The following is a 25,725-nucleotide window of genomic DNA, read 5'->3' as shown; positions in this document are numbered from 1 at the left end:
GCATTATGTTTGAACAAATAAAACACAATATGGAAACGATATCGGGTATAGAAATTTACCCGATAATTTCCCTCTTAATTTTCTTCTTATTCTTTGTAGGATTAGGAATTTGGGTATTCTCTTATAGAAAAGAAAAAATTCAAGAAATGAGTAATATACCTTTAGATGAAGGGCTTAGTATAATTACAAAAGATAGATAAAAATGAAAAAGTTTTTCCCAGTATATGTTAGAGTACCGTTGATTTTCTTCATCGTATTTGCTTTGATGGAATATTTTATAGATTCAGGCGACAAGCCAGCTTTTGTAAAATACCCAATGGTAGCACTGTTTTTATTTGTCTTTTTGTTTATTCTGATTGCTATCGAAATTACGCTTAGTGCTGTAAATAGAGTAATGTATCAGTTGCTGACACCTGAAGAAAAAGCACAAAAAGAACTTGAGGAAAGTTTAAGTTTCAAAGAAAGCACTTGGTTTAAAAACCTAATGCATAAATTGACAAAAACGGAACCAATTGAAAAAGAAGGCGATTTGTTGATGGATCATGATTATGACGGAATCAAAGAGTTAGATAATAATTTACCGCCTTGGTGGGTATATCTGTTCTACATCTGTATCATATTTGGAGTAATTTATGTTATTCGTTATGATGTTCTAGGTGCTGATGATCAGGAAATGGAGCTGAAAAAAGAATTGGCTCAAGCAAAAATTGATGTTGCTGAATACATGAAAACAGCACCAGATTTAATGGATGAAAAAACGGTTGTTTTACTAAAGGATACACCAAGTTTAGATGAAGGTAAAACAATCTTTACTACCAATTGTGCCGCTTGTCACCGTGCTGATGCGGGAGGTCAGATTGGACCAAATCTTACAGATGATAAATGGATTTTAGGAGGAGGAATTAAAAATCTTTTCCATACTATTACAAACGGTGGTAGAGATGGTAAAGGGATGATTGCTTGGAAAGGAACCCTAAAACCAAAAGAAATACAAAAAGTGGCTAGTTATATTCTGTCTTTACAAGGAAGTAACCCTAAAGATCCGAAGGAAGCAGAAGGAGACGTTTGGGTAGACGATAGTGCTACTAAAACCGATGCTGCCGCAACTGCAAAAGATACCACAGAAGTTAAAAAATAATTAGAATATCATGTCAAATTTACCAGACGAAGCTTTTAGAAATACCATTGGAACAATAGATGAAGGTGGTAAACGAAAATTTATATTTCCTAAAAAACCGTCTGGTAAATTTTATGATTACAGGAAAATTGTCAGCTATGTTTTATTGGCAATTTTATTCATAAATCCCTTTATCAAAATAAATGGAAACCAATTTATGATGTTCAATATTATGGAACGTCGTTTTAATATTTTTGGATTTCCTTTTTGGCCTCAGGATTTTTATCTCTTCGTAATTTCAATGCTTATCGGCGTTGTATTTATACTTTTATTTACTGTTGTTTTTGGAAGGATTTTTTGTGGCTGGATCTGTCCGCAGACTATTTTTCTCGAAATGGTTTTCCGTCGAATAGAATATTGGATTGATGGAGACCGCGGTTCTCAGACTCGTTTAGCAAGGCAGGAATGGAATGCCGAGAAAATTAGAAAGAGAGTAACCAAATGGATTATCTTCTTCTTAATCTCTTTCCTTATTGCGAATGTCTTTTTAGCTTATTTGGTAGGAAGCGATACATTATTCTTAATGATTGAGCAGGGACCTATAAAGCAGGCAAGCAACTTTATAGCATTGCTTATATTTACGGGTGTTTTCTATTTTGTTTTTGTATGGTTTCGCGAACAGGTTTGTATAATTGCTTGTCCGTACGGAAGATTGCAAGGAGTACTTTTAGATAATAAATCTATAAATGTTGCGTACGACTTTGTTCGCGGTGAAAAAGAGGAAGGCCGTGCAAAATTCAATAAAAAAGAAGATCGAGCATTAACAGGTAAAGGAGATTGTATTGATTGTCTTCAATGTGTTCACGTTTGCCCTATGGGAATTGATATTAGAAACGGAACACAATTAGAATGTACAAACTGTACAGCCTGTATAGATGAATGTGATCATATTATGGAATCTGTAGGATTGCCAAAAGGTCTTATTCGATACGCTTCTGAGGACGAAATTGCTAAAAAAGAGCCTTTTAAATTTACAGCAAGAATGAAAGGTTATACGGCAGTTCTCTTTATTTTATTGAGTGTTTTTGTTGGAATGCTTTTCTTGAGAACAAATGTTCAGGCAGTAGTTTTACGTTTGCCAGGTCAGTTGTTCCAGCATAATGGAGAAAAAATCAGCAATGTCTACACCTATAAAATTGTAAACAAAACAATGAAGGATTACAATGATATTCATTTCGAATTAATGGATCACAAAGGCGAAATTAAAAATGTTGGAAAGAAACATTTTAAAATTGCTAAAGAAGGAATTTCTCAAGGAACATTGTTTATTGAAATCGATGAGGTATTATTGGAAAGTGATAAAACAAAATTAAAAATAGGAGTTTATAACGGTTCTGAACTTCTGGAAACAACAACAACAAATTTCTTAGGACCACGAAGTTTTAATTAAAATATACTATCATGAAATTTAATTGGGGTACTGGTATTGTCATTGCATTCGGATTGTTTATGACATTTATTTTATATTTCGTTTTTGAAGTACAGTCAAATTCTAAATATGATAACGATTTGGTTGTCGAAGAATACTACAAACACGATACTCATTTTCAGGAAGAAATGGCGAGGATTCAAAATGCGCATGATTTACAGCATAAACCAACAATCAAATATACAGAAGACGGTGTTGCTGTAATTTTTCCAGCAGGATTTGAAAGCGATAAAGTGAAGGGCAATATTCAATTATATAGACCTTCCAATAAAAAGTTTGACTTTAATACTCAAATTGCATTAACCAATTCAGAAATAATTATTCCGCAAAAAAAATTATTAAAAGGACGATGGGATGTTAATATGGAATGGCAGTATGAAGGCAAAAAATATCTTACTAAAGAAGTTATATACGTAAACTAAAATAAAATGTTATTCTCAGCTTTCTTTTTAGGTTTAATTAGCAGTCTGCATTGCGTTGGAATGTGCGGGCCAATTGCTATGATGCTTCCTGTAGACAGACAAAATGAAGCTAAAAAAGTAACGCAGATTATGACGTATCATCTCGGCCGATTAACAGCTTATGCTACAATCGGACTGATTTTTGGTTTACTCGGAAGAGGTTTTTTTCTTGCAGGATTGCAGCAGAAAATGTCCATAATTATTGGTGTAATTATGATTATTGTGGTTTTGATTCCAGAAAAGAAATTTGCTCAGTATAATTTTTCTAAACCTGTTTATAAAATCATTTCTAAGATTAAAACCAATCTTGGAAGCCAGTTTAAGAATAAAAGTTACAAATCTCTTTTTACAATTGGTTTGTTAAACGGATTTTTGCCATGTGGAATGGTGTATGTTGCTTTGTTTGGAGCAATTGCGATGCAAAGTGCAGGTTACGGTATTCTGTATATGCTTTTATTCGGAATCGGAACTATTCCTTTGATGACTATAGTTGTTTATGTGAATACATTATTGCGATTGCCATTTCGAAATAAAATACAAAAAGCCATTCCGTATGTAGCGGTTATAATTGGAGTTTTATTTATCCTTCGCGGATTGGGATTGGGAATTCCTTATATTTCTCCTTCTAACATGAGTTTGTTTGTGCAGCAGACTCCAAACTGCCATTAAGAAATAATTCAAAACTAGCTAACCCTAGACAGTCATCGAAAACAGATTTGTTTCCGGTGACTTTCTTTTTAAATGCAAATCAAAAGCCATACAAATATTACGTACAAAAGGTCTTCCTTCTTCTGTAATTTTGATTTTATTACTTTCAATAATAATTAAATTATCGTTTTCGATTTCTTTTAAAGCAATTAAAACTTCAGGAAGTTCACTAAAATTTAGTGATTCTGCACTCCAGGATGTTTCTAATTCGCAAGTTAAATTAAGAATGTGTTTTCTAATGATAAGGTCTTCGTCATTTAAAATGTGGCCTTTTACAACAGGAAGTTGATCTGCTTCTAAAATATCATAATATTCCTCAAGACTTTTTGTATTTTGAGCAAAGCTGTACCAGCTGTCACTTATGGAGGAAACGCCAAGACCAATCATAACTTGTGTTTTAGAAGCACTATAGCCCATAAAATTTCGGTGTAAATTTCCGTTGTGAGCGGCTTTGTATAAGCTATCTTCAGTCAAGGCAAAATGATCCATACCAATTTCATGATAACCGTTTTGGATAAGCAGTTTTTTGCCAGTCTCGTATAGTTTTCTTTTTTCGGCATCTTTTGGAAGGTTTTCTTCATTAAAGCCGCGTTGTCCGTTTCCTTTTATCCAAGGAACGTGTGCATAGCTGTAAAAAGCTAATCGATCTGGTTTTAATGAATTTGTTTTCTCAACCGTATCAATTACATCTTCTATGGTTTGAAATGGAAGTCCAAAGATAATATCGTGTCCAATAGAAGTATAGCCAATTTCTTTTGCCCAAAATGTTACTTTAGCCACATTATGAAAAGGCTGTATTCTATTAATGGCCTTTTGAACCGTAGCAGAATAATCCTGAACACCAAAACTTACACGACGAAATCCTAAATCATATAATTTTTTAAGCTGTTCGTAAGTAGTATTATTTGGATGTCCTTCAAAACTAAATTCATGATTTTCTGCTTTTACGGCATGATCAAAAATTCCGTTAATAAGGTTTTCTAAGTTTTCTTTAGAAAAAAATGTAGGAGTTCCTCCGCCCAAATGTATTTCTTTAATTATTGGTTTTTCAGGCAGAACGTTACAATACATAGTCCATTCTTTCAGAACCGCCTGAATATATTTTTCTTCTACTGAATGATTTTTGGTTATACGCTTATTGCATCCGCAGAAAGTACACATGCTTTCGCAAAAAGGCAGGTGAATGTATAAACTGATTCCGTTTTTTGAATTGCTTTCAGAAAATGACTGTTGTAGAGTAGTAATCCATTTTTCTGCTGTAAAGTCAGCTTCATTCCAATATGGAACTGTCGGATAACTAGTATATCTTGGACCTGGGACGTTGTATTTTTGAGTCAAAGAAATTTTCATAACGACGGATTTAGTTTTCATCAAAATTAAAACTTCAGGCTAAGACATAAAATGACAAATGTCATATAACTTGTAAAAAAAAGAGACCCAAAATGAGCCTCTTTTATTGAATTAAATAACTAACGTGATATAGAATCTTGGATGATTTTAAGCCATTTTTTCGCAAACTGATGATCTTGATAAACGCTAATTTGCTTGATGCGATCGTCATCAAAATCATAGAATGGAATTATTATTTTTTTAGAAGTTCCTTTTTCTTGAAATTCAAAATCAATTTTAATAATTGTATCAGAACCAGCATCTGTTGTTGGAATTAATTTGCATGATGCAATTGTATTTAAATCCACATAATTTGATTCTTGTTGATTTGGATTGAAATTCATTAAAATGAACTTGTTATTTTTTTGATCAATCGTTAAGGTTTTATTATTGATCGATTCTGTCAAATCAAATTCTTCTGGATGATTTGGATTGAATCTTTTCTTGATGTTTAAAATTCTTGATTTGCTTGCTGCAGATGAACGTGCAGAAAAATATACTGGGATAGCGACTATAATTAGAATCACAATACCCATAATTGTGGTAGTAGTTTCCATAATGTTTTTAATGAAATAAATAAATGATATGCAAAACAGTTTTCTGAATGAAAACGGCTAAGTGATTACTGAAGAATGAATCTTCTAAATAAAATCAGGTATATATTTACCAGAAAAAATGGAAAGCATAGAGTATGACTGAAACCTTTTTACATTGAGTTGTAAAGAGTTTAGTATATGCTGTAACAGTTGTAATAGTTTGATGCTGTGGTATCAGCGGTAAAAGGGTGTCAAAACATTTTATTATTCCTCCAGTCGGATTTGTTTTGATGTTTGCGGCAAACTGATAATTTCCCTGTGGCTGGATAAATGCCGATGAATCGGGAATATCTTTACAGAAATTGGTGTCTGATTTTTCCGTCTCAATTAAGCGCACAGAAGCTTGGTCTGCTTGATAAGCAAACAAACCTGCAATTAAAAGCGCAATAAAAATAACGGTTTTACGAATCCAATTCATGTCGGCGAATTTAAGCCATAAAACGCAATTAAAGAAATTTTAAAGGATTAATTAACACTCAAAAAAAAGTCCTCAGTTAAACTGGGGACTTATGAGGCTATTGTTGCATTTTAAAATAATAGTCTGCAGAGTGTTTGCCGCTTCCATAAAACAGAAAGAATATGCAGACAAACAAAACGATTAATGCTAAAATTAAACTTTCGGAATGCATTTGTCCCATGAAATTTATAAGAACGGCACCGAATAAAATTGGTAATTGAACAGCTATTGCCCATCTTGTTAAGAGACCAAAAATAATCATTATACCACCAATCATGTGGGCTGGAGCAATGTAATGCAGCATAAACATACCTCCGCCAAACTTGTCAATCGGGGAAATCAAATCATGCAAGTATTGAATATTGGTGACGAAAGAGACACCTTTCATAAATAAAAATCCACCCAAAACAATACGTACTAAATCAACTGGTAAATAAGTGTGCGAATTTGCCCATTTATTCAAACTTTTTACATTTTCCATGATGTTGTGTGATTAAAAATTATGTACTAAGTTACTAATTTTTAATCAGATAATTATTTTTAACACCTTGAAAATAAGTTTTTTGCTTTTTATTTAACTTGTTTTTGAGAATTCTGAAATCACTAAACTTGAATAACTCCCAGGTTAAATGGTTTTTGAATAGGAGCGTGGTTGGCAGCTTCGATTCCCATAGAAATCCAATTACGGGTTTCTAACGGATCAATGATGGCGTCTGTCCAAAGTCTTGAAGCAGCGTAATACGGAGAAGTCTGCTCATCGTATCGTGCTTTTATTTTATTGAAAAGCTCAGTTTCTTTCTCTTCATCGACTTTTTCTCCTTTCGCTTTAAGCGAAGAAGCTTCAATTTGCGCTAAAACTTTTGCAGCTTGAGTTCCGCCCATTACGGCAAGTTCCGCGCTTGGCCAAGCAAAAATTAATCTAGGATCATACGCTTTTCCGCACATGGCGTAATTTCCAGCTCCGTATGAATTTCCAACAATAACGGTGAATTTCGGAACAACAGAATTGCTGACCGCATTTACCATTTTGGCACCATCTTTTATAATACCGCCATGTTCAGATTTTGAACCTACCATAAAACCTGTAACGTCTTGTAAAAAGACTAATGGAATCTTTTTCTGATTGCAATTGGCAATAAATCGAGTGGCTTTATCGGCGCTGTCAGAATAAATAACGCCACCGAATTGCATTTCGCCTTTTTTGGTTTTTACCACTTTTCTTTGGTTGGCAATAATTCCCACTGCCCAGCCATCAATTCTGGCGTAACCTGTAATTAAAGATTGTCCGTAACCTTCTTTATATGCTTCAAATTCTGAATTGTCGACCAAACGTTTGATGATTTCCATCATATCATATTGTTCGGTTCTGGCTTTTGGGAGTATTCCGTAAATATCATTTGGTTCTAAAGCTGGTTTTTCGGCTTTGATTCTGCTGTAACCTGCTTTATCAAAATCACCAATTTTATCTACAATATTTTTAATTTTATCTAAAGCATCTTTGTCATCTTTGGCTTTGTAGTCGGTAACTCCTGAAATTTCACAGTGGGTTGTCGCGCCGCCTAAAGTTTCATTGTCGATAGTTTCTCCAATTGCGGCTTTTACCAGATAACTTCCGGCAAGGAAAATACTTCCTGTTTTGTCAACAATAAGAACTTCATCGCTCATTATAGGAAGATAAGCACCTCCCGCAACGCAGCTACCCATAACGGCAGCGATTTGAGTAATTCCCATGCTGCTCATTTGAGCGTTGTTTCTAAAAATGCGTCCGAAATGTTCTTTATCTGGAAAAATTTCATCCTGCATTGGCAGATAAACTCCTGCACTGTCTACAAGATAAATAATAGGAAGTCGGTTTTCCATTGCGATTTCCTGAGCGCGAAGGTTTTTCTTTCCCGTTATAGGGAACCATGCTCCAGCTTTAACAGTTGCATCATTGGCCACAACAATGCATTGTTTGCCTTTAATGTAACCAATTTTTACAACGACACCTCCTGAAGGACAACCACCGTGTTCTGGATACATTCCTTCACCTGCGAAACCGCCAATTTCAATACTTTTAGAATTTTCATCCAATAAATAAGCAATTCTTTCGCGGGCGGTCATTTTGCCTTCGGCATGGAGTTTTTCGATTCGTTTTTCTCCTCCGCCCAATTTTACTTTAGCAAATTTTTGTTTTAATTCAGAAAGAAGTAATTTATTGTGATCTTCGTTTTTATTGAAGTTTAAATCCATAATAAAGTATTGATTTTATAAAATAGTGTTGGCTAATTTACAAAATCTGTTGAAATAAACTCTTAAGCTTCTAAGTTTCTTAGCTCCTAAATAACTTAGAAGCTCAGCAACTCAAAAGCTCATATTTATTTTTTAGAAAGACAAACCATTTGTTTTAACAGCGCCCATTGTTTTAAAGCATCACGGGCTTCTACAGCTGGATATCCGAGCATAGTTTTGCCTGAAGGAACATCTCCTACAACACCAGAACCAGCACCAATTGTTGCGCCATCGCCAATAGTGGTGTGATCTTTTATTGAGGCACTTCCGCCAATAATTACGCCGTTACCAAGGGTTACTGATCCGGCAAGACCACTGTTTCCAGCCATTATGCAAAATTTACCTAGTTTACTATTGTGGCCAATTTGAACTAGATTGTCTATTTTGCATCCATCGCCAAGAACTGTTGAACTAAATTTTCCTCGATCAATACAAGTATTGGCACCAATTTCAACACAATTGCCAATAATAACATTTCCTATTTGCGGAATTTTAACCAAACCTTTTTCTGAACAAGGTCGAAACCCAAAGCCATCTGCTCCAATAGTAGCATTAGGATGAATTATACAATCGTTCCCGATATGACAACGCTCGCGTATAACCGTACCAGACCAGATAGTTGTATTTCTCCCGATGGTGCATTCGTCTAAAATGGTCACATTAGGATAAAGTATTGCTCCAGCGCCAATTTCAACTTTTGGACCGATATAGCAGCCAGCGCCAATTTTAGCACCTTCGCCAATAATAGCAGTTTCGTCTACAGTAGCGGTTTTATGAATGTTTGAATGGAAGATAGGGGCTGGAGGAGCAAAAAGGGTTAAAATTTGTGACATGGCCAGATCGGCATTTTTTACTTTAATAAAAGCGCGATTTTCACCTGGTTCTATAGAAATGTCTTCGTTAACAACAGCTACTGAAGCATTTGAGGCCGACCAGTATTTTTCATATTTTTTGTTTCCTATAAACGAAATTTCTGAAATGCTAGCTTTTTCAAGTTGTTCTGTGGCTGTAATATATTGAGAAGTAGCGCCATAAATTACGCCATTGATTATTTCGTTAATCTCGTGAATTGAATAGGATTTCATTTAATGAATTAAGTAGATTTAAGGTTTAATTTTTGCCAAATAAAATGAATTTGATTTTAATAACCTAATGCTTTTTTGAGATATATTTAAAATAACGGCTGTAATATTGAAAAATTAACTTTTTGTATATTAAATTAATGAGTTTCTTTTAATTTTTGTGCGTTCTTTAATATTTATTTCCTGACAAATTAAAGCATAATTAGGAAGAGATATTGGTAAGTATTTGATTATTAGGAATAAAAAAAAGCGATTCACTTAAAAAGGAATCGCTTTTGAAATATTTGTTTTTTTACTGTTTGACCTTAGATAAAGACAATGCATTAATGCAATAACGCAAACCGCTTGGTGGAGGACCATCAGGAAAAATATGTCCCAAGTGAGAATCGCAAGTATTGCAAACCACCTCAACACGAATCATTCCGTGAGATTTATCGGCATAGTAGCCAATTGCATTTTCTTTTACAGGCTGTGTAAAAGAAGGCCATCCCGTACCAGATTCGAATTTTTCGTTGGCATCAAATAATAACGTTCCGCAGCATTTGCATTCGTAAATTCCTGGTTCAAATAAACTGCACATTTCAGAGCTGAAAGATCTTTCGGTGCCTTTTAAGCGAGTTACCTGAAATTCTTCTGGAGTCAATAACTGTTTCCATTCTTCCTCCGTTTTCTCCACTTTTTTGTCTGGAGTCGGATTTCCTTTATTTGTAAAATGAATTACATCTGCCCATTTTATCATAACTTTTGTTTTTTGTTTAAAAAAGTTTCAAGTTTCAGATTTCAAGTTGACTGCAAACTGCGACTGAACACTATTCCTCTTCCTTCTGTCCCATCATCATTAGATAGGCTTTTAGGAAAGCGTCAATATTTCCGTTCATTACGCCGTCAACATCGCTGGTTTCGTATCCTGTGCGAACATCCTTAACCAATTTATAAGGTTGCATCACATAATTACGAATTTGTGAACCCCATTCAATTTTCATTTTTCCAGCTTCGATATCGGCACGTTGCGCTTGCTGTTTCTTCAACTCAATTTCATACAATTGAGAACGAAGCATTTGCATAGCGCGCTGTCTGTTGTCTTGCTGAGAACGTGTCTCAGAACACTGAATCTGAATTCCAGTGGGTTTGTGAACTAACTGAACTTTAGTTTCTACCTTATTTACGTTCTGTCCTCCAGCACCGCTCGAACGAGAAGTTGTAATTTCGATATCGGCAGGGTTAATGTCGATTTCGATACTATCATCTACCAACGGATAAACGTAAACAGAAACGAAAGAAGTGTGGCGCTTAGCGTTACTGTCAAATGGTGAAATACGAACCAAACGGTGAACACCGTTTTCTCCTTTTAAGTATCCGAAAGAATAATCTCCTTCAAATTCTAAAGTTACGGTTTTAATTCCTGCAACGTCGCCTTCTTGAAAGTTAAGTTCTTTAATTTTATAACCATAACTTTCTCCCCACATCATGTACATACGCATCAGCATTCCTGCCCAGTCACAGCTTTCTGTTCCGCCGGCACCAGCAGTAATCTGAACGACAGCACTTAAACTGTCAGCTTCATCAGAAAGCATGTTTTTAAATTCGATGTTTTCTATATGAGTCTGAGCTAGGTCGTATTGCTCGTCTAACTCCTCTACAGTAAGTTCGCCTTCTTTATAAAAATCATAAGCAAGCTGTAATTCTTCTGTAAGAGTTGCAGCTTTGTCATAATCTTCAATCCATTTTTTCTTGTTTCGAAGATTTTTTACAATAAGCTCTGCTTCTTTTGGATTGTTCCAAAAATCAGGAGCAAACGTTTTTTCTTCTTCGTTTGCAATTTCGATTAGTTTAGCATCGACGTCAAAGATACCTCCTCAACGCACCAAGGCGCTCCACAATACCTTTTACTTGTTCGGCTGTTGTCATAAATTAATTAATAGGTTTTTATATGTTTTTTAGAATTATTACGTTAATTTGGTCTATAGAAACGAGCGAGTTAAATTTTATTAAACTTGCCAAGAATAACTATTTGTAATACGTAATTTTGCATACAAAAATAAGATATAGTTTTTAGAATATGGAAATAAATTTAATCAGCGATACCATAACAAAGCCTACTTATGAAATGCTGCAGTATATGTTTAACGCCCATGTCGGCGATGATGTATACAAACAGGACCCAACGGTGATTGAATTGGAAAACAGAACAGCAGAGTTTTTTGGTATGGAAGCTGGTCTTTTCTTTCCGTCTGGAACTATGGCAAACCAAACTGCAATTAAACTTCATACACAGCCTGGAGAACAATTAATAGCCGATAAATATGCGCATGTTTATCATTATGAAGGAGGAGGAGTTTCTTTTAACAGCGGTGTTTCCTGCTGTCTGATTGATGGGAATCGTGGAATGATAACAGCCGCACAAGTCAAAGCAGCGATAAATGATCCTGAATTTTATCATAGTCCGCTTACAAGTTTGGTTTGTGTAGAAAACACAACTAATAAAGGAGGCGGCGCATGCTACGAATTAGAAGATTTAAGAGAAATAAAAAAAGTTTGCGACGCCAATAATTTGAAGTTTCACTTAGATGGGGCTAGAATTTGGAATGCTTTAGTAGCTAAAAGACAGAATCCGAGGGAATTTGGAGCAATTTTCGATACTATTTCGGTTTGCTTGTCTAAAGGGTTAGGAGCTCCAATTGGTTCTGTGCTTCTTGGAAGTAAAGCTGATATTCACAGAGCGTTGAGAATCAGAAAGATATTAGGTGGAGGAATGCGTCAGGTTGGGTATTTAGCTGCTGCCGGATTATATGCTTTGGCTCATAATATCGAAAGATTGGCAGAAGATCATCGCAGAGCGAAAGAAATCGCCAAAATCTTAAGCACAAAACCTTGGATCGCATCAATAGAGCCTGTAGAAACTAATATTTTGATTTTTTCGCTTGCAGAAGGCTACAGTGACCAATTGTTAATCGAGAAATTAAAACAGAAAAATATACTGATAAGTTCTTTAGGGCACAATAAACTTCGTATCGTAACACATTTAGATTACAAAGAAGTAATGCATACTTATGTGTTGGAGACGCTTTCGAAGTTTTGATCAAAGTGACAAAGTAACAGAGGTTCAAAGAGACAAAGGAGAGTATATTAAAAAAGTAAGGGACAAAGGTTAATCATGTAGATAGCCTTTGTCCCTTTGTAACTTTGTCTCTTTGAACCTTATTTAAAAAGATTATCCATTCCAGGAATAGAAGGCATATCCATTCTTGCTACAGCATCTAATTCTCTTTCGTTTACATTTGTAGCTTTTTCTATGGCTTTGTTTAAAGTTACTATTAGGTAATCTTCTAACTGCTCTTTATCTTCTAATAAAGAATCGTCAACAGAAATTGATTTTATTTTTCGACTAGCTGTAATAGTAACTTTTAATAATCCGTCAGCGCTTTGTTCATCAATCAAAACAGTATCAAGACGCTTTTTTGTATCTTCAATTTTTTGCTGGGTCTCTTTAAGTTTACCCATCATTCCCATTAAATCCATTTTTGTTGATTTTTTAAATTATTTCACACAAAATTACTATATTGCTGTGTGAATTCAATAGAATAATTTAAGAAAAAATTAATTCTGTTCTGTTGGGTTTGTGCTATTTTTGCGTCTTCATATTTAAAAATTAATGCTTAATCAATGCAAAATGATATATCGGCCCCAAAGGCTAACATAATACCAAAAACATTAAAAAAACATAAAGAAACTAGGATTGACAACTACTTTTGGCTTAATGACCGCGAAAATTCTGAAGTAATTGATTACCTAAATCAAGAAAATGCTTATTATGAGAATATGACTTCTCATACTAAAGATTTACAAAATAGCCTATTTGAAGAAATGAAGGCAAGAATTAAAGAAGACGATTCTTCTGTTCCTTATTTCTACAATGGATATTTTTATATAACACGTTTCGAGACTGGTCAGGATTATCCAATTTTTGCTAGAAAAAAAGGAAGCCTTTCTGCAGAAGAAGAAATTCTTTTTAACTGTAACGAAATGGCAAAAGGACATGCTTATTTCAAATTAGGAGGTTTAAGTATTAGTCCGGACAACAAATTTGCCAGTTTTGGAGTAGATATTGTGGGAAGAAGAATTTATACGATTCAAATTAAAAACTTAGAAACGGGTGAAATTTTAGCAGATAAAATAGAAAATGTGACAGGAGCTTCGGTTTGGGCAAATGATAACGACACTATTTTTTATGTTAGACAAGATGAAACTACTTTAAGAGCTGATAAAGTTTTTAGACATAAATTAAATACCAGCTCAGAAAATGATGTTTTGGTTTATAATGAAGTTGACGATACTTTTAATGTGTCGATAAGCAAAGAAAAATCAAGAAAATATATAGTTATTGGTTCTGGAAGTACTTTGACAACCGAATATAGAATTTTGAATTCTAATAATCCAGAAGGAGAATTTACTGTTTTTCAGCCACGTGTTCGCGGATTAGAATATAGTATTTCTCACTACGAAGATTCTTTTTACATCTTAACAAATAAAGACAAGGCGACTAATTTTAAATTGATGAAAACGCCTGAAGATAAAACAGGAAATAAAAACTGGGTAGATCTTATTCCGCACAGAGAAGATGTTTTGTTGGAAGATATCGAGATTTTCAAAAATTATTTAGTTGTAGAAGAACGTTCGAATGGATTGAATCATATTAGAATCATGCCTTGGAACGATGAGCCAGATTATTATCTTCCTTTTGGCAGTGAGACTTATAATGCCTATACGACAACTAATGTTGATTTTGATACTGATATTCTGCGTTACAGCTATCAATCATTGGCAACGCCGTCTTCTGTAATTGATTTTAACATGAAGGATAAAACCAAAACGATCTTAAAAGAACAAGAGGTTTTGGGCGGAAAGTTTGATAAAAATAATTATATCGAAGAAAGAGTTTGGGCAACAGCTCGTGATGGAGTAAAAGTGCCGATTTCGATGGTTTATAAAAAAGGATTGGAGAAAAACGGTAAAAACCCATTGTTGCTTTATGCTTATGGTTCGTATGGAATCACCATGGATACTTATTTTTCATCCACAAGATTATCGCTTTTAGACCGCGGATTTGTTTATGCCATTGCGCATATTAGAGGAGGTGAGGACTTAGGAAGACAGTGGTATGAAGACGGAAAACTGTTAAAAAAGAAAAATACCTTTACAGATTTCATCGATTGCTCTAAATTTGTAATAGACCAAAAGTTTACTTCTCCAGAACATTTGTATGCAGAAGGAGGATCTGCTGGAGGACTTTTAATGGGAGTAATCGTAAATGAAGCTCCCGAATTGTATAACGGAGTCATCGCTCAGGTGCCTTTTGTAGACGTAATTACTACGATGCTGGATGATAGTATTCCGCTTACAACTGGAGAGTATGACGAATGGGGAAACCCAAACAACAAAAAATATTACGATTATATGTTGTCGTATTCACCTTACGATAACGTAAAAGCGCAGGAATATCCTAATATGTATGTTTCTACCGGATTGCATGATTCGCAGGTACAGTATTGGGAGCCAGCTAAATGGGTTGCGAAATTGCGAGATTTAAAAACAAATAATAAACTTTTGTTTTTAGATACAAACATGGATGCAGGTCATGGCGGGGCTTCGGGACGTTTTGAGGCTTTAAAAGACTTAGCAAAAGAATTTAGTTTTTTATTAGATTTAGAAAAAATTAAAAGCTAATTAGAAATTTTTTGTTAAATTTGCAACCTATCAAGGTTAATTTGAAAATGCCTTTGATTAACTATTTTTTTATGAAAGAAGAAATAACTGCTTATAATAATGTTTTAGAGTTAATAGGAAACACCCCCCTTATTAAGCTAAATAAAATTACCGAAGAGTTAGAAGGAAATTTCTACGCAAAGGTAGAAGCTTTCAACCCAGGTCATTCCTCAAAAGATAGAATAGCGTTATATATTATTGAAGAAGCCGAGAGAAAAGGAATTCTATCTCCGGGAGATACCATTATTGAAACCACATCTGGTAATACAGGTTTTAGTTTAGCAATGGTAAGCATTATTAAAGGTTACAATTGTATTTTAGCGGTAAGCTCAAAATCATCTAAGGACAAAATTGACATGTTGAGAAGTTTAGGCGCCAAAGTGTATGTCTGTCCGGCTCACGTTTCTGCAGATGATGAAAGATCTTACTATAATGTAGCAAAACGTTTGCACGAAGAGACAAAAGGTTCGGTCTACATTAATCAATATTTCAACCAATTAAATATTGATGCCCACTACAACACTACAGGTCCAGAAATTTGGGAACAGACAAAAGGACAAATTACGCATCTTATTGCATGCAGCGGAACAGGAGGAACTATCTCTGGAACTGCAAAATTCTTAAAAGAAAAAAATCCAAATATTAGAATTCTAGGAGTTGATGCTTTTGGATCTGTGTTGAAAAAATACCATGAAACAAAAGAATTTGATAGTAAAGAAATTTATCCTTACCGTATTGAAGGTTTAGGTAAAAACTTGATTCCGTCTGCTACAGATTTTGATATTATTGATAAATTCATGAAAGTAACCGACGAAGAAAGTGCTCACTCTGCAAGAGAGATTACTAGAAAAGAAGGTTTATTTGTTGGATATACTTCTGGAGCAGTAATGCAAGCTATTAAGCAATATGCTGAAGAAGGAGAATTTACAAAAGACAGCAACATTATTGCTATTTTCCCAGATCATGGTTCTCGTTACATGAGTAAAGTATTCAGCGATGACTGGATGAACGAGCAAGGTTTCTTTGACAGTGTTAATGAAGAAGAAGCTCAAAAAATTGAATTCGTAAAGTAATAAACTACTTTTCAAGATATAGAAACTCCATTCGTATTCCGAATGGAGTTTTTTTTATTTTCCACATTTTTCTCCTTTCGGTTTTCTTTAAAAGTTAAAATTTATTATTTTATTGAATATACCGTATTTATACGTAAGAAATTATTAGTTCGAATAATTTTAATTCAATTATTTAATAATAACATTGAAAAATATAAAAATTATTTAACCGGTAAAATGCATGAAAAACGTTCTTTTAACGAGTATTTAGGTAAGTTGTCGGAAATATTTTAGCTCCAAGTAGTAAAAATATAGTTTAGCGGTATTAAAATAACATAGTTATTAATCCCTAAAATCTACTATTATGAAAAAATTACTACTCACAGTATTGTTTGTAAGTTTTTTGAATGTGAACGCGCAAACACCGATTCAGGAATTTAACTTTAATGGCACTTTAAACAATACTGCAAATACAATATCATTTATTGGCACCAACAATTTTGTTGCAGATAGAGCAGGAGCTATTAAAGGAGCTCAGCGACTAAATAACAAAGCTCTAGAAGCTGTAATTGATAATCTGCCTCAAGGAAAAAGCTCAAGAACTGTTAGTATTTGGATTAAATTTAATGATATTGCTAATGCCAACTATATTTGGGGCTACGGAAATGCTTTAAATGCGCAATATTGCGGTTTATTACAGCAAGGAACAACTTCCTCAAACTCTGATTTAAGTTTAGCTGCCTGGGGTGCTTCTAATGATGTTATTGTGTCTACACCGCTTGAAAAGGGTGTTTGGTACAATTATACCATCACCTACGAAAGTAATATCTCTAAAATATATCGAGACGGTAAATTATTGAAGTTTCTGGAAGGAATGACAAGATCTACTAATGGAAATATTTTTAGACTGGGAGAAATTAATACTATGGTAGGAATAAATGCTGATATAGACGATTTAAAGATCTATAATCTAGCTTTGACTCCAGATCAGGTAAAAGAATTATATGAGGGCGAAAAAACAGCTAATTTGCTGGCTGCAACTCCTGCAGAACCGAAATCGATAAAAACTGCAGTTAAAACAAAAACTGCAAACGAAGCAATAATTACTTCAGGTGATGTTAGCGGGACAACAAAAAGCATTGAAGTGTATTCGCAAGGACAAAAAATAGCAGGAAGTAACGCTGCAAATATAAGTGATCTTCCTGAAGGGACTTATTTATTAAAAATTACCAGTGCTCCATCTAAAAAAATTACCTCAAAATAAATGGTTTTTTAGTTTGTTTTTAAATGTTAGTTAGTTTTTTTATTGCGCAAGCAATTGAGTTTTTGGAATAGTAGAAAAGCTTTCTGTGTTCAGAAGGCTTTTTTTATTCTAAAAATATTTTCAAAATAGCATTGCTTTTCATGCGATGCATTCTGTAAATAGGTTAGAGTGGCTTTGGAGTATTTCAAAGAGAATGCCACAGGAACTAATAAAGTATTTTTGTGAGAATTATGCATTTGTGTGTAAGAATTGCTTGTGCGTGATGAATTTAAATTATAGTTTTAACAAAATTTCTAAAAATAATAAACGAAATTTTAGAATTGAAAGAGCTTAAAAGTATTTCAATTTTGCATACAAAATTACTATTTGCCTTAAACTAAACATTCTGATAAAAGTTATAACTATGAAAAAAATATTACTCACTTTATTGTTTGTAAATTTTTTAACTGCCAATGCACAAAACCCAGTGCAGGAATTTAATTTCAACGGAAATCTAAATAGTGCCGACAATACTATTTCATTTTTAGGCACACCGCTTTTTGTAAACGATAGAATGGGAAGTCCTAAAAGTGCTTTACGACTTACAAATAAAGCTTATCAAGCAGTAGTAGGGGAGCTTCCGCAGGATAATAAGCCAAAAACAATATCAGTTTGGGTAAAATTTAATGCTGTGAATATTCCGAATTATATTTTTGGATATGGTGCTGCCGCAAACGGACAATATTTTGGATTAATACAGCAACCAGTAGCGGGAGGAAATTCAGATTTAAGTTTAGTAGGTTGGGGAGATACAAACAATGTAATAGTTTCTGTGCCATTAGTAAAGGAAACTTGGTACTTTTATAGTATTACTTACGATGGAAATATTTCTAAAATTTACCGAAATGGTGTACTACTAAAGTCTGTAGAAGGGATTCAGCGTTCGGCAAAAGGTTATATTTTAAATATAGGAAAACTAAATACCTCCACAAGCATTAATGCAGATATTGACGATTTACGATTATATAGTGTTGCCATGACAGACGAACAGGTTTTGGAAGCTTACAATAGCTCAAAACCAAATGTTGCTGCCGTAACGCAGACAATACCAGTTTCAACATCTAATGCTCCAAATACTCAGAAAAAAGCGGTTACAGCGCCTGTGAAAACTTCAGCGCCCGCTGCTCCAGTCGAAACTAGCAAAAGCGGTAAAACAATTGAGGTTTTCTCGCAAGGAAGACAAATAATGAGTGCCAATGCTTCTAATATTGGTGATTTACCGGAAGGAACTTATTTGATTAAGGTTATAAATACTTCTGCTAAGAAATAAGATTTTTAGGTTTTTTAAACAACAAAGCCTTCTGAAATTTCAGAAGGCTTTGTTTTGTAGTGTGAGCTTGATATATTTGAAAATTATTCAATAATATAGCTTACAAATTCATCTCTTTTATCGTGAGGAATATCATTATGATTAGATTTTAATATCATAGTATTCCAAGGTTTCCATTCATTAGAAAGTTCATTATTAGTTACTAAATAATGGTCTAATATTCCTTCTACAAAATAATCTTTTAAGGGAAGATCTAGAATTCTTTCTTTTCCACCTTGTGTTAGAACAACTTTATACTCTAAATTATTTTTTTCATTAATATGAAAAGTAAATACACCACTGTCCCAAGAACTTAAATATTCTAGATCGCCATCTGAATCATATTGAGTTGGTACAAGATTATTGTCTTTTTCATATTCAAATATCATTGACATCATTCTATCATTTACCCAGCGATAGAAAACTTCAGCATAATCTAATAAATCTTGTTTTTCTTTTTGATCATCCCACCAGTATAATTCGGAGTAGCTGCCATCTTTATTGATTTCTATTTTCACATGATTGAATTTTTTTGAAGAATCTTTCAATTGATTATATGTTTCTATCATTTGTCTAGCAGTATTTCTAACTCCTTTATCAGAAATTTCCGATTCTTTAGTGTTGTTTCCTTCCATATAGGTTACGATAAAATTATAACTACCCTCAAGAGTAAAAATATACTCAACAATTAATTTATCGTATTTAAATTCTGTGTAATTTTTTATAACTTCTTCAACTAAATAATTTATTTCCATTTTTTTTAATTTTTAATTACGGATTAGTAATACCAACTTTACTCAAGTTACTATATTTTCCATCAACATATATAGTAACATCTACTGCATGTGGTCTTTTGGAATCTCCAGTAAAATGAAATTCCATTTCTACTTTTATTTTACTATTTGGATTTGCTCTTTTAAAATCAGATACCGCTGTCTCCATTTTATACCACTCTCCACCAGCTCTATTTTGTACAGCGTTTTGAGAAAAATAATTTATTATGGAGTAAGGCCATTAAATTTGACTTGTAAATTTGCTCTTAAATAAATGTGAAATTTCTCGAAAAACAATTTGATATCAGCCTCAGAATAACGCTCTTTAAATGGTGAATCAACTATTGATAAACAGTAATCATCTTGAGTTAAAGCAAAGTCAAGACATTTATATAACATTTCCCAATATTCCAAGGTTCCTATTTCTAATAAATGCTCCCAATAATAATCTTCAAACACTTTTTCATTATTCAATCTATGATGATGATAATAAATAAAATGAACCGCCATCCCTAAATATTTTTGAAGAGTTTTTACTTCCATTTTATTAAATTCTATTTATTTTAAAATTATTTAGAAATTAATTCTTCAATCAATTCTGTTAATTATTCTGCTGTAGGCGTATAAGATAAAAAATACTAAATAATATTATAATGTATTTCGCTAATCTTGAAGTTTTAATCTATAAAGTGATAAAATGTTATACAAGAAGATAGCTTACAAATTCTTCTCTTTTATCATAAGGAATATCATAGTGGAGCGATTTTAATATCATAGTATTCCAAGGTTTCCATTCATTAGAAAGTTCATTATTAGTCACTAAATAATGGTCTAATATTCCTTCTACAAAATAATCTTTTAAGGGAAGATCTAGAATTCTTTCTTTTCCATCTTGTGTGAGAACCACTTTGTATTCTAAATTATTTTTTTCATTAATGTAAAAAGTAAATATACCACTATCCCATGAACTTAAATATTCTAAATCACCGTCTGAGTCATATCCAGTTGGTATAAGATCATTATCTTTTTCATATTCAAATATCATAGACATCATACGCTCATTTACCCATTGGTAGAAAACTTCTGCTCCGTCTAGTAGATCTTTTTTTTCTTTTTCAGAATCCCACCATTCTTGCTCTATAACTTCACCATTAGAATAAATTTCAATTTGATATTTATTAAATCTTTTATTTAGGTCATCTATATTGCTATTGTATTTATTACGTATTGATTTAACTAAATCATTGATTGCACTAAATTCTATCCAAATAAAAGAGACGACATCATTTTCATCTATATATTCAACTTTATTATATCCGATAGATCCTTTACTAATATTAAAAATTGCATTAAATTTTTTCCAATTTGTGTCTTTTAATTTTTCGAGTATATCATTATAATTTTCTATCATATTAATTGTTAGTATTATTAGATTATGAGACAAATACAGATGTTAAAATATAACTAAACCTCTTTCTCATGCACGTTTTATTAAGAGTTTTATTGATAAGAAATTCATTTAATTTTGAAGTCCCAAGTTTTTTAGAGGTGTATTAAAATGTGGGTCATCGATATCGGGATTTAAACACATTTCGATTGCAATACTCAAATTATAAATTAATTCATCATATTCATCATATTTTTCTTCATCATTTTTGTATAATTCTAAATCGTGATATAATCCAGGAACTATTGTCATCAAATAATATAATATATCTTTAGGAACATTTTCTTTATATTTCCATTCTGTTTTTAATTCTTCTAAAATCTCATATAATTTATCTAATAGAATACGGTCAATTCCATCCCTGATATGATATTTTATCAAAAAACCATTATCTTTATTAAAAAGAAATTGTTCAATGTCTTTAGCGGTTATCTGTTCCATCAATTTATATGTTTAAAAGCTTTTGTATGAAAGTCATCTTGAAGTGTCATGTTTGAATAATGATCTATGCAATTCAAAACACGCAAAGTTTTCGTTTAATTATTTTAGTTCAAAATTAAAATTGTTGATCTGGATAGATTTTATTTTGATAAATTTTGATAAAATTTTTTGTAGTTATTAATGGAGTATTTTCCATTAAAAAGATCGTAATAATACTTTAACAAAATTTCATTTATTGAATATAGGCTATAATAAATATCTCCTTTATCATTATCCTTAAAATCATCAGAATAGAGAAATCGTTTTCTATAATTTTCTAAGCAGTATGCTTCAAACTCTTTTTCGTCAATTCTTAAAAATGGTCTTAAATAAACATGATCTACTTCTAAATACTCATCTGAATTTTTTAAATAAAATGTAGGTATTACGTCTAGATAAGGAAAGCTATCAATAAAGTTTAAAGAAATTATGCAATATTCATTTTCATAAAATAAATAATAATCAATTGACAAGTTTTCTTTTTTATTTAGATCTACATTTAATTTTAATTTGAAAGTATCAATACTTTCTTCAAGGTATTTCTCCACGTCATTCTTAAAAGTTTTATAATCTAATAAATTCATAATTTAAGGTTTAATCATTAAGCCACTTTCTTGTAGAAAGTATCCTATCAGTTAAAGACGCTTTTTCTTTCGGCAGATATAAATAACCAAATGCTAAGTTAAAATTATATTCATATATAAATAAAAAAGCCTTCTGAAATTCAGAAGGCTCTTAAATTATCTTTTTTTCTGCTGTCCAGGAGCATAAGCTTTTGCACTTTTGTCTCCGTTCATTTTTTTGGCTTGTCCAGGCGGTATTTTTTTACCAGATGGAGCAGGTGTATGAGTGTGAGTGTGTGTACTGCAGCTAATTACGCTTAATACTAAGAACAAAAGAACTAGTACGATTACAGCAATTCGGGTGATTTTTGATGTTTGCATTTTTAGTTTAAATTTTATTTGAGGTGTTGCAAATATAATCGAAATGTCATTTCTTAAGTTATTTAAACTTAGTTTAAAATGAATTCAAATAATCATCGGAGCATTTTTTATTTTTGCTTTGAACTCTTTAACATTCAAAAAAATAACATGACAATAAAAGAAAAATTTTTAATGATTGGATTTACAGGTTTTATTCATATGGATAAGAAAAAGAGAGACGGAAAGGAGAGAATAACTTTTTGTTCTAAATATCACAACGAATCGATCTTTCTACTATTAGTTAATGAAAATAGCGTTTGGGAAATTGAAAAAATTGAAGATAACGATATTGTTAGCAACACATTAAACAAAAATAAATCTTCACTTAATGCAGAAGACTTGCTTCTGTTTTTTAAAAACTTTTATTACGCTAACAATGATTTTTCGAATATTCTTTAAATAAAAATCTTTTGTTTCTCCTTAAATGATATTTTATATCTCTAAAACCCCATGTATAAAACAACCATAATAACCTCTATTTTCATAAATATCAAAAATTAAAAGATAAGTATTCTGGCAATCTTTAAAATTACAAATTTGATATCGATATAAAAGTGCTTCGTTTGGATCTTCTAAATTTTCTAGTTTTACAATATTATTTTGTGCCAAATCATCATTTGTTAACTGACCAGTTTTGATTAATGAGCTTAAAAAGTTAGAGTTTTTAAAAGAAATAATAGCTTTATGTTTTATTCCTCCATTTCCGCAATAAAAACTGAAAGGTAATTCAAAATCAGGAGTTTTAATAGGGAACGATCTTTCATCACCTAATTGGATTTTTTTTATGATTGAAATTTTGGACATGGTGATCTTAAGGATTTGTAAAATAATTATCTATCATTCTTTATTTTAGCCACTATTTCATCGGTCAATAATGGAGATTCCCAAATCCCAAGAACGTACATAATGTCTTCTCCTAACATATCTTCTCCAGCTCCTCTAGGTTGATAATCGAATTGCCACCTCATAAATTCAATCATTAGATATTCTTTATTATTTTCTTCGATTAAAATTATATCTCCAGAACTTTTATATTGAACATTATTTTTTAAGATTGAAGAATAGTATCCTTTATATTTAATGTCTTATTCTATGTGAAAATCATATGTTTTTGAAAGAAAAAATAATTCATCCTTAGAAAAATATTCATTTCTTTCTGTATACGGATTAGCTATTAATCTTTTCCTATATGTTTTTCTATCTTGTGAAGCTTGAATTGTTCCATTTTCATTGATGAATTTTATTATAGGTCTTATTAATTCTTGTTTAATGCTAACAATTCCTTCTGCCAAGACCTTTTGAGAGTCATTTCCAAAAAATTCAGATTGTATGCAGTAAAAGTTTTCTATTAGTTTCATTTGGGGTTTTTGGTTTAAGTTTTCAATAACTTAGGAATATAAATATAGCCAAGAATTATAAGTATTACAGAAATGACACTGGCATAATCTACAAAACCGTAATAATTCCTTACTTGCTCTCCATTTCGTTTTATCATACGCACGGCTTTCGAATCTCCATTATGAAGTATTCTAAATACAACTTTGTCTCCTATTGAAAAGCCATATTGATTGGTATCGCTATCGCCACTGTCATGATATTTTACGCCATTTTTATCTATAATTGAGAAAGAATATGTTGTGGCAGAATTACTGCTTCTTTTATAAGAGCTGCTATCATAAATTTTTCCTTCACCAAGATTGTTTTTATTGGTGTAAATTATATTGACAGCAATTCGTTGGAGAAATACCAAAAAGAGTATTAATATAAAACCATGAAAAACAATTTTCCCTGCCATTTCGTAAAGATTTAAATAGATGAAATAAAAAAAGTCTTTTGAAATCAAAAGACTTATATTTTTTTAGCTAATAACACTAATCACAATGAACAAGATTACAAGTGCTATTACAGCAAATTTCATAAATTTTGATGATTGCATAGATGAAAGATTTAAATTAGTTTATTTCTGATGTAAGCAAATATAATTTTTAATTTCAATTAAGCAAAAGTTACTTAAAACAAAAAAAGCTCCAGAAAAATCCAGAGCTTTTTAAAATATATTTTATAGAAAGACTATTCTTCTTTCATAGTGTGATAAACGTTCATTACGTCATCATCCTCTTCAATTTTTTCGATTAGTTTCTCAACGTCTGCGATTTGTGCTTCAGTTAATTCTTTAGTGATTTGTGGAATACGCTCAAAACCAGAAGATAAAATTTCAAGACCTCTGTTTTCTAATTCTTTTTGGATAGCACCAAAACTTCCAAACGGAGCATAGATCAAGATTCCGTCTTCGTCTTCAAAAACTTCCTCGGCACCAAAATCAATAAGTTCCAATTCTAATTCTTCAGGATCAATACCGTCTTTAGCAATTCTGAAGTTGCAAGTATGATCAAACATAAACTCAACAGAACCTTGAGTTCCCATTGTTCCGTTACATTTGTTGAAATAACTACGAATATTAGCTACCGTTCTGTTGTTGTTATCAGAAGCAGTTTCAATCAAGATTGCAATTCCGTGAGGTGCATAACCTTCAAACAAAATCTCTTTATAGTTGGCAGTATCTTTATTACTTGCATTTTTAATCGCGCGCTCCACATTGTCCTTAGGCATGTTAGCCGCTTTTGCATTCTGTATAACAGCTCTTAATCTAGAATTGGCATCTGGGTTTGGTCCGCCTTCTTTAACAGCCATTACGATATCTTTACCAATTCTGGTAAATGTTTTGGCCATTGCAGACCAACGTTTCATTTTTCTTCCTTTTCTAAATTCGAACGCTCTTCCCATTTCTAATTTTTAGTTTTGTGATGCAAAAATACGGTTTTCCTAATTTTTACAAAAACAAAATAAATTTTTTTATTGTAGATAAAGTTTAAAAAAAATCAATTGTTAAATCCCAAATTCCAAAAAGAGCGCAGCGATTTTTATAAAATCTAAAATCTAAAATCTAAAATCTAAAATCTAAAATCTAAAATCTAAAATCTAAAATCTAAAATCTAAAATCTAAAATCTAAAATCTAAAATCTAAAATCTAAAATCTAAAATCTA

At 32.3% G+C, this 25,725-nt stretch carries 32 protein-coding genes; 11 read left to right on the top strand and 21 right to left on the bottom strand.

Annotated features, from left to right (window positions below):
• Positions 1 to 5: 5 nt before the first annotated feature.
• Genes AC3E9W_RS08830 through AC3E9W_RS08810 form a run of 5 tightly spaced genes read left to right on the top strand, consistent with a single transcriptional unit; the run spans position 6 to position 3,736 of the window.
• Positions 6 to 200, top strand: a complete 195-nt coding sequence (locus AC3E9W_RS08830) for a cbb3-type cytochrome oxidase subunit 3 (protein WP_306159836.1) — start codon at positions 6 to 8, stop codon at positions 198 to 200.
• 2 nt (positions 201 to 202) lie between these two features.
• Entirely contained in the window at positions 203 to 1,138 is a 936-nt protein-coding gene (locus AC3E9W_RS08825; protein WP_488768091.1) for a cbb3-type cytochrome c oxidase N-terminal domain-containing protein, read from the top strand.
• A 10-nt stretch (positions 1,139 to 1,148) separates the two neighbouring features.
• Positions 1,149 to 2,567 carry a cytochrome c oxidase accessory protein CcoG gene (gene ccoG / locus AC3E9W_RS08820; protein WP_306159840.1) on the top strand — a complete coding sequence of 473 codons (1,419 nt, stop codon included), beginning with the start codon at positions 1,149 to 1,151 and terminating at the stop codon, positions 2,565 to 2,567.
• 11 nt (positions 2,568 to 2,578) lie between these two features.
• Complete coding sequence (locus AC3E9W_RS08815; RefSeq protein WP_488768090.1) at positions 2,579 to 3,028, top strand: FixH family protein; 450 nt, start codon at positions 2,579 to 2,581, stop codon at positions 3,026 to 3,028.
• A gap of 6 nt (positions 3,029 to 3,034) precedes the next feature.
• On the top strand, positions 3,035 to 3,736 hold the full coding sequence (locus AC3E9W_RS08810; protein ID WP_488768089.1) for a sulfite exporter TauE/SafE family protein: 702 nt from the start codon (positions 3,035 to 3,037) through the stop codon (positions 3,734 to 3,736).
• Between the two features lie 24 nt (positions 3,737 to 3,760).
• Here AC3E9W_RS08810 and hemN read toward each other — a convergent pair whose 3' ends face one another.
• The 8 genes from hemN to prfB all read right to left on the bottom strand — a co-directional run bounded on the left by hemN (position 3,761) and on the right by prfB (position 11,478).
• Positions 3,761 to 5,125 carry an oxygen-independent coproporphyrinogen III oxidase gene (hemN, locus tag AC3E9W_RS08805; protein WP_488768088.1) on the bottom strand — a complete coding sequence of 455 codons (1,365 nt, stop codon included), beginning with the start codon at positions 5,123 to 5,125 and terminating at the stop codon, positions 3,761 to 3,763.
• A 119-nt stretch (positions 5,126 to 5,244) separates the two neighbouring features.
• Complete coding sequence (locus tag AC3E9W_RS08800) at positions 5,245 to 5,721, bottom strand: hypothetical protein (RefSeq protein ID WP_488768087.1); 477 nt, start codon at positions 5,719 to 5,721, stop codon at positions 5,245 to 5,247.
• Between the two features lie 106 nt (positions 5,722 to 5,827).
• Positions 5,828 to 6,178 (bottom strand): hypothetical protein, encoded by a 351-nt coding sequence (locus tag AC3E9W_RS08795; protein WP_488768086.1) that lies wholly within the window; start codon positions 6,176 to 6,178, stop codon positions 5,828 to 5,830.
• 97 nt (positions 6,179 to 6,275) lie between these two features.
• Complete coding sequence (locus AC3E9W_RS08790) at positions 6,276 to 6,698, bottom strand: DoxX family protein (RefSeq protein ID WP_488768085.1); 423 nt, start codon at positions 6,696 to 6,698, stop codon at positions 6,276 to 6,278.
• Between the two features lie 122 nt (positions 6,699 to 6,820).
• The gene (locus tag AC3E9W_RS08785; RefSeq protein WP_488768084.1) at positions 6,821 to 8,449 is read right to left on the bottom strand and encodes an acyl-CoA carboxylase subunit beta; all 1,629 of its coding nucleotides are present in this window, start codon (positions 8,447 to 8,449) and stop codon (positions 6,821 to 6,823) included.
• 125 nt (positions 8,450 to 8,574) lie between these two features.
• On the bottom strand, positions 8,575 to 9,573 hold the full coding sequence (gene lpxD, locus AC3E9W_RS08780) for a UDP-3-O-(3-hydroxymyristoyl)glucosamine N-acyltransferase (RefSeq protein WP_306159853.1): 999 nt from the start codon (positions 9,571 to 9,573) through the stop codon (positions 8,575 to 8,577).
• 289 nt (positions 9,574 to 9,862) lie between these two features.
• Positions 9,863 to 10,309, bottom strand: a complete 447-nt coding sequence (msrB, locus tag AC3E9W_RS08775; protein ID WP_488768083.1) for a peptide-methionine (R)-S-oxide reductase MsrB — start codon at positions 10,307 to 10,309, stop codon at positions 9,863 to 9,865.
• Positions 10,310 to 10,379: 70 nt separating this feature from the next.
• A protein-coding gene (prfB, locus tag AC3E9W_RS08770; protein ID WP_306159858.1) for a peptide chain release factor 2 occupies positions 10,380 to 11,478 on the bottom strand; the annotation gives its coding sequence in 2 pieces (ribosomal slippage) (positions 10,380 to 11,414 and positions 11,416 to 11,478; 1,098 coding nt in all).
• A gap of 151 nt (positions 11,479 to 11,629) precedes the next feature.
• Here prfB and AC3E9W_RS08765 point away from each other — a divergent pair.
• Complete coding sequence (locus AC3E9W_RS08765; RefSeq protein ID WP_306159860.1) at positions 11,630 to 12,649, top strand: threonine aldolase family protein; 1,020 nt, start codon at positions 11,630 to 11,632, stop codon at positions 12,647 to 12,649.
• A gap of 119 nt (positions 12,650 to 12,768) precedes the next feature.
• On the opposite strand, the gene AC3E9W_RS08760 is transcribed toward AC3E9W_RS08765, so the two are convergent.
• The gene (locus AC3E9W_RS08760) at positions 12,769 to 13,089 is read right to left on the bottom strand and encodes a YbaB/EbfC family nucleoid-associated protein (RefSeq protein ID WP_135220238.1); all 321 of its coding nucleotides are present in this window, start codon (positions 13,087 to 13,089) and stop codon (positions 12,769 to 12,771) included.
• A gap of 144 nt (positions 13,090 to 13,233) precedes the next feature.
• On the opposite strand from AC3E9W_RS08760, the gene AC3E9W_RS08755 reads away from it, so the two are divergent.
• The 4 genes from AC3E9W_RS08755 to AC3E9W_RS08740 all read left to right on the top strand — a co-directional run bounded on the left by AC3E9W_RS08755 (position 13,234) and on the right by AC3E9W_RS08740 (position 18,958).
• Positions 13,234 to 15,294: a S9 family peptidase gene (locus AC3E9W_RS08755; protein WP_488768082.1), complete on the top strand. Its 2,061-nt coding sequence runs from the start codon at positions 13,234 to 13,236 to the stop codon at positions 15,292 to 15,294.
• A gap of 71 nt (positions 15,295 to 15,365) precedes the next feature.
• Complete coding sequence (gene capA / locus AC3E9W_RS08750; protein ID WP_125719571.1) at positions 15,366 to 16,406, top strand: cysteate synthase; 1,041 nt, start codon at positions 15,366 to 15,368, stop codon at positions 16,404 to 16,406.
• Between the two features lie 343 nt (positions 16,407 to 16,749).
• Positions 16,750 to 17,649 (top strand): LamG domain-containing protein, encoded by a 900-nt coding sequence (locus tag AC3E9W_RS08745; RefSeq protein WP_488768081.1) that lies wholly within the window; start codon positions 16,750 to 16,752, stop codon positions 17,647 to 17,649.
• Positions 17,650 to 18,052: 403 nt separating this feature from the next.
• The gene (locus AC3E9W_RS08740; RefSeq protein WP_488768080.1) at positions 18,053 to 18,958 is read left to right on the top strand and encodes a LamG domain-containing protein; all 906 of its coding nucleotides are present in this window, start codon (positions 18,053 to 18,055) and stop codon (positions 18,956 to 18,958) included.
• An 83-nt stretch (positions 18,959 to 19,041) separates the two neighbouring features.
• On the opposite strand, the gene AC3E9W_RS08735 is transcribed toward AC3E9W_RS08740, so the two are convergent.
• The 7 genes from AC3E9W_RS08735 to AC3E9W_RS08705 all read right to left on the bottom strand — a co-directional run bounded on the left by AC3E9W_RS08735 (position 19,042) and on the right by AC3E9W_RS08705 (position 22,641).
• The gene (locus tag AC3E9W_RS08735) at positions 19,042 to 19,752 is read right to left on the bottom strand and encodes a hypothetical protein (RefSeq protein WP_488768079.1); all 711 of its coding nucleotides are present in this window, start codon (positions 19,750 to 19,752) and stop codon (positions 19,042 to 19,044) included.
• 16 nt (positions 19,753 to 19,768) lie between these two features.
• Positions 19,769 to 19,996, bottom strand: a complete 228-nt coding sequence (locus tag AC3E9W_RS08730; RefSeq protein ID WP_488768412.1) for a DNA/RNA non-specific endonuclease — start codon at positions 19,994 to 19,996, stop codon at positions 19,769 to 19,771.
• Entirely contained in the window at positions 19,996 to 20,313 is a 318-nt protein-coding gene (locus AC3E9W_RS08725) for a hypothetical protein (protein WP_488768078.1), read from the bottom strand. Before AC3E9W_RS08725 ends, AC3E9W_RS08730 begins: the two co-directional genes overlap by 1 nt.
• Positions 20,314 to 20,470: 157 nt before the next feature.
• Positions 20,471 to 21,181 (bottom strand): hypothetical protein, encoded by a 711-nt coding sequence (locus tag AC3E9W_RS08720; RefSeq protein WP_488768077.1) that lies wholly within the window; start codon positions 21,179 to 21,181, stop codon positions 20,471 to 20,473.
• A gap of 108 nt (positions 21,182 to 21,289) precedes the next feature.
• Positions 21,290 to 21,658, bottom strand: coding sequence for a hypothetical protein (locus AC3E9W_RS08715; RefSeq protein ID WP_488768076.1), 369 nt, complete (start codon positions 21,656 to 21,658; stop codon positions 21,290 to 21,292).
• Between the two features lie 140 nt (positions 21,659 to 21,798).
• The gene (locus AC3E9W_RS08710; protein WP_488768075.1) at positions 21,799 to 22,281 is read right to left on the bottom strand and encodes a hypothetical protein; all 483 of its coding nucleotides are present in this window, start codon (positions 22,279 to 22,281) and stop codon (positions 21,799 to 21,801) included.
• A gap of 156 nt (positions 22,282 to 22,437) precedes the next feature.
• Positions 22,438 to 22,641 (bottom strand): hypothetical protein, encoded by a 204-nt coding sequence (locus AC3E9W_RS08705; protein ID WP_306159872.1) that lies wholly within the window; start codon positions 22,639 to 22,641, stop codon positions 22,438 to 22,440.
• A 147-nt stretch (positions 22,642 to 22,788) separates the two neighbouring features.
• Here AC3E9W_RS08705 and AC3E9W_RS08700 point away from each other — a divergent pair, with 147 nt between their 5' ends.
• Positions 22,789 to 23,079 carry a hypothetical protein gene (locus tag AC3E9W_RS08700; protein WP_488768074.1) on the top strand — a complete coding sequence of 97 codons (291 nt, stop codon included), beginning with the start codon at positions 22,789 to 22,791 and terminating at the stop codon, positions 23,077 to 23,079.
• 33 nt (positions 23,080 to 23,112) lie between these two features.
• Here AC3E9W_RS08700 and AC3E9W_RS08695 read toward each other — a convergent pair whose 3' ends face one another.
• From AC3E9W_RS08695 to AC3E9W_RS08675, 5 genes are all read right to left on the bottom strand, one after another.
• Positions 23,113 to 23,484 (bottom strand): hypothetical protein, encoded by a 372-nt coding sequence (locus tag AC3E9W_RS08695; RefSeq protein ID WP_488768073.1) that lies wholly within the window; start codon positions 23,482 to 23,484, stop codon positions 23,113 to 23,115.
• A 26-nt stretch (positions 23,485 to 23,510) separates the two neighbouring features.
• Entirely contained in the window at positions 23,511 to 23,648 is a 138-nt protein-coding gene (locus AC3E9W_RS08690; protein WP_488768072.1) for a hypothetical protein, read from the bottom strand.
• 117 nt (positions 23,649 to 23,765) lie between these two features.
• The gene (locus AC3E9W_RS08685) at positions 23,766 to 24,038 is read right to left on the bottom strand and encodes a hypothetical protein (RefSeq protein ID WP_488768071.1); all 273 of its coding nucleotides are present in this window, start codon (positions 24,036 to 24,038) and stop codon (positions 23,766 to 23,768) included.
• 14 nt (positions 24,039 to 24,052) lie between these two features.
• Positions 24,053 to 24,475 carry a hypothetical protein gene (locus AC3E9W_RS08680; RefSeq protein WP_488768070.1) on the bottom strand — a complete coding sequence of 141 codons (423 nt, stop codon included), beginning with the start codon at positions 24,473 to 24,475 and terminating at the stop codon, positions 24,053 to 24,055.
• A 275-nt stretch (positions 24,476 to 24,750) separates the two neighbouring features.
• Complete coding sequence (locus tag AC3E9W_RS08675) at positions 24,751 to 25,464, bottom strand: YebC/PmpR family DNA-binding transcriptional regulator (protein ID WP_125719582.1); 714 nt, start codon at positions 25,462 to 25,464, stop codon at positions 24,751 to 24,753.
• Between the last annotated feature and the right edge of the window lie 261 nt (positions 25,465 to 25,725).

It is taken from the genome of Flavobacterium sp. 38 (genome assembly GCF_057799715.1).
The sequence above is the reverse complement of the archived record's forward strand: the minus strand, read 5'-3'. Positions and strand labels throughout refer to the sequence as shown.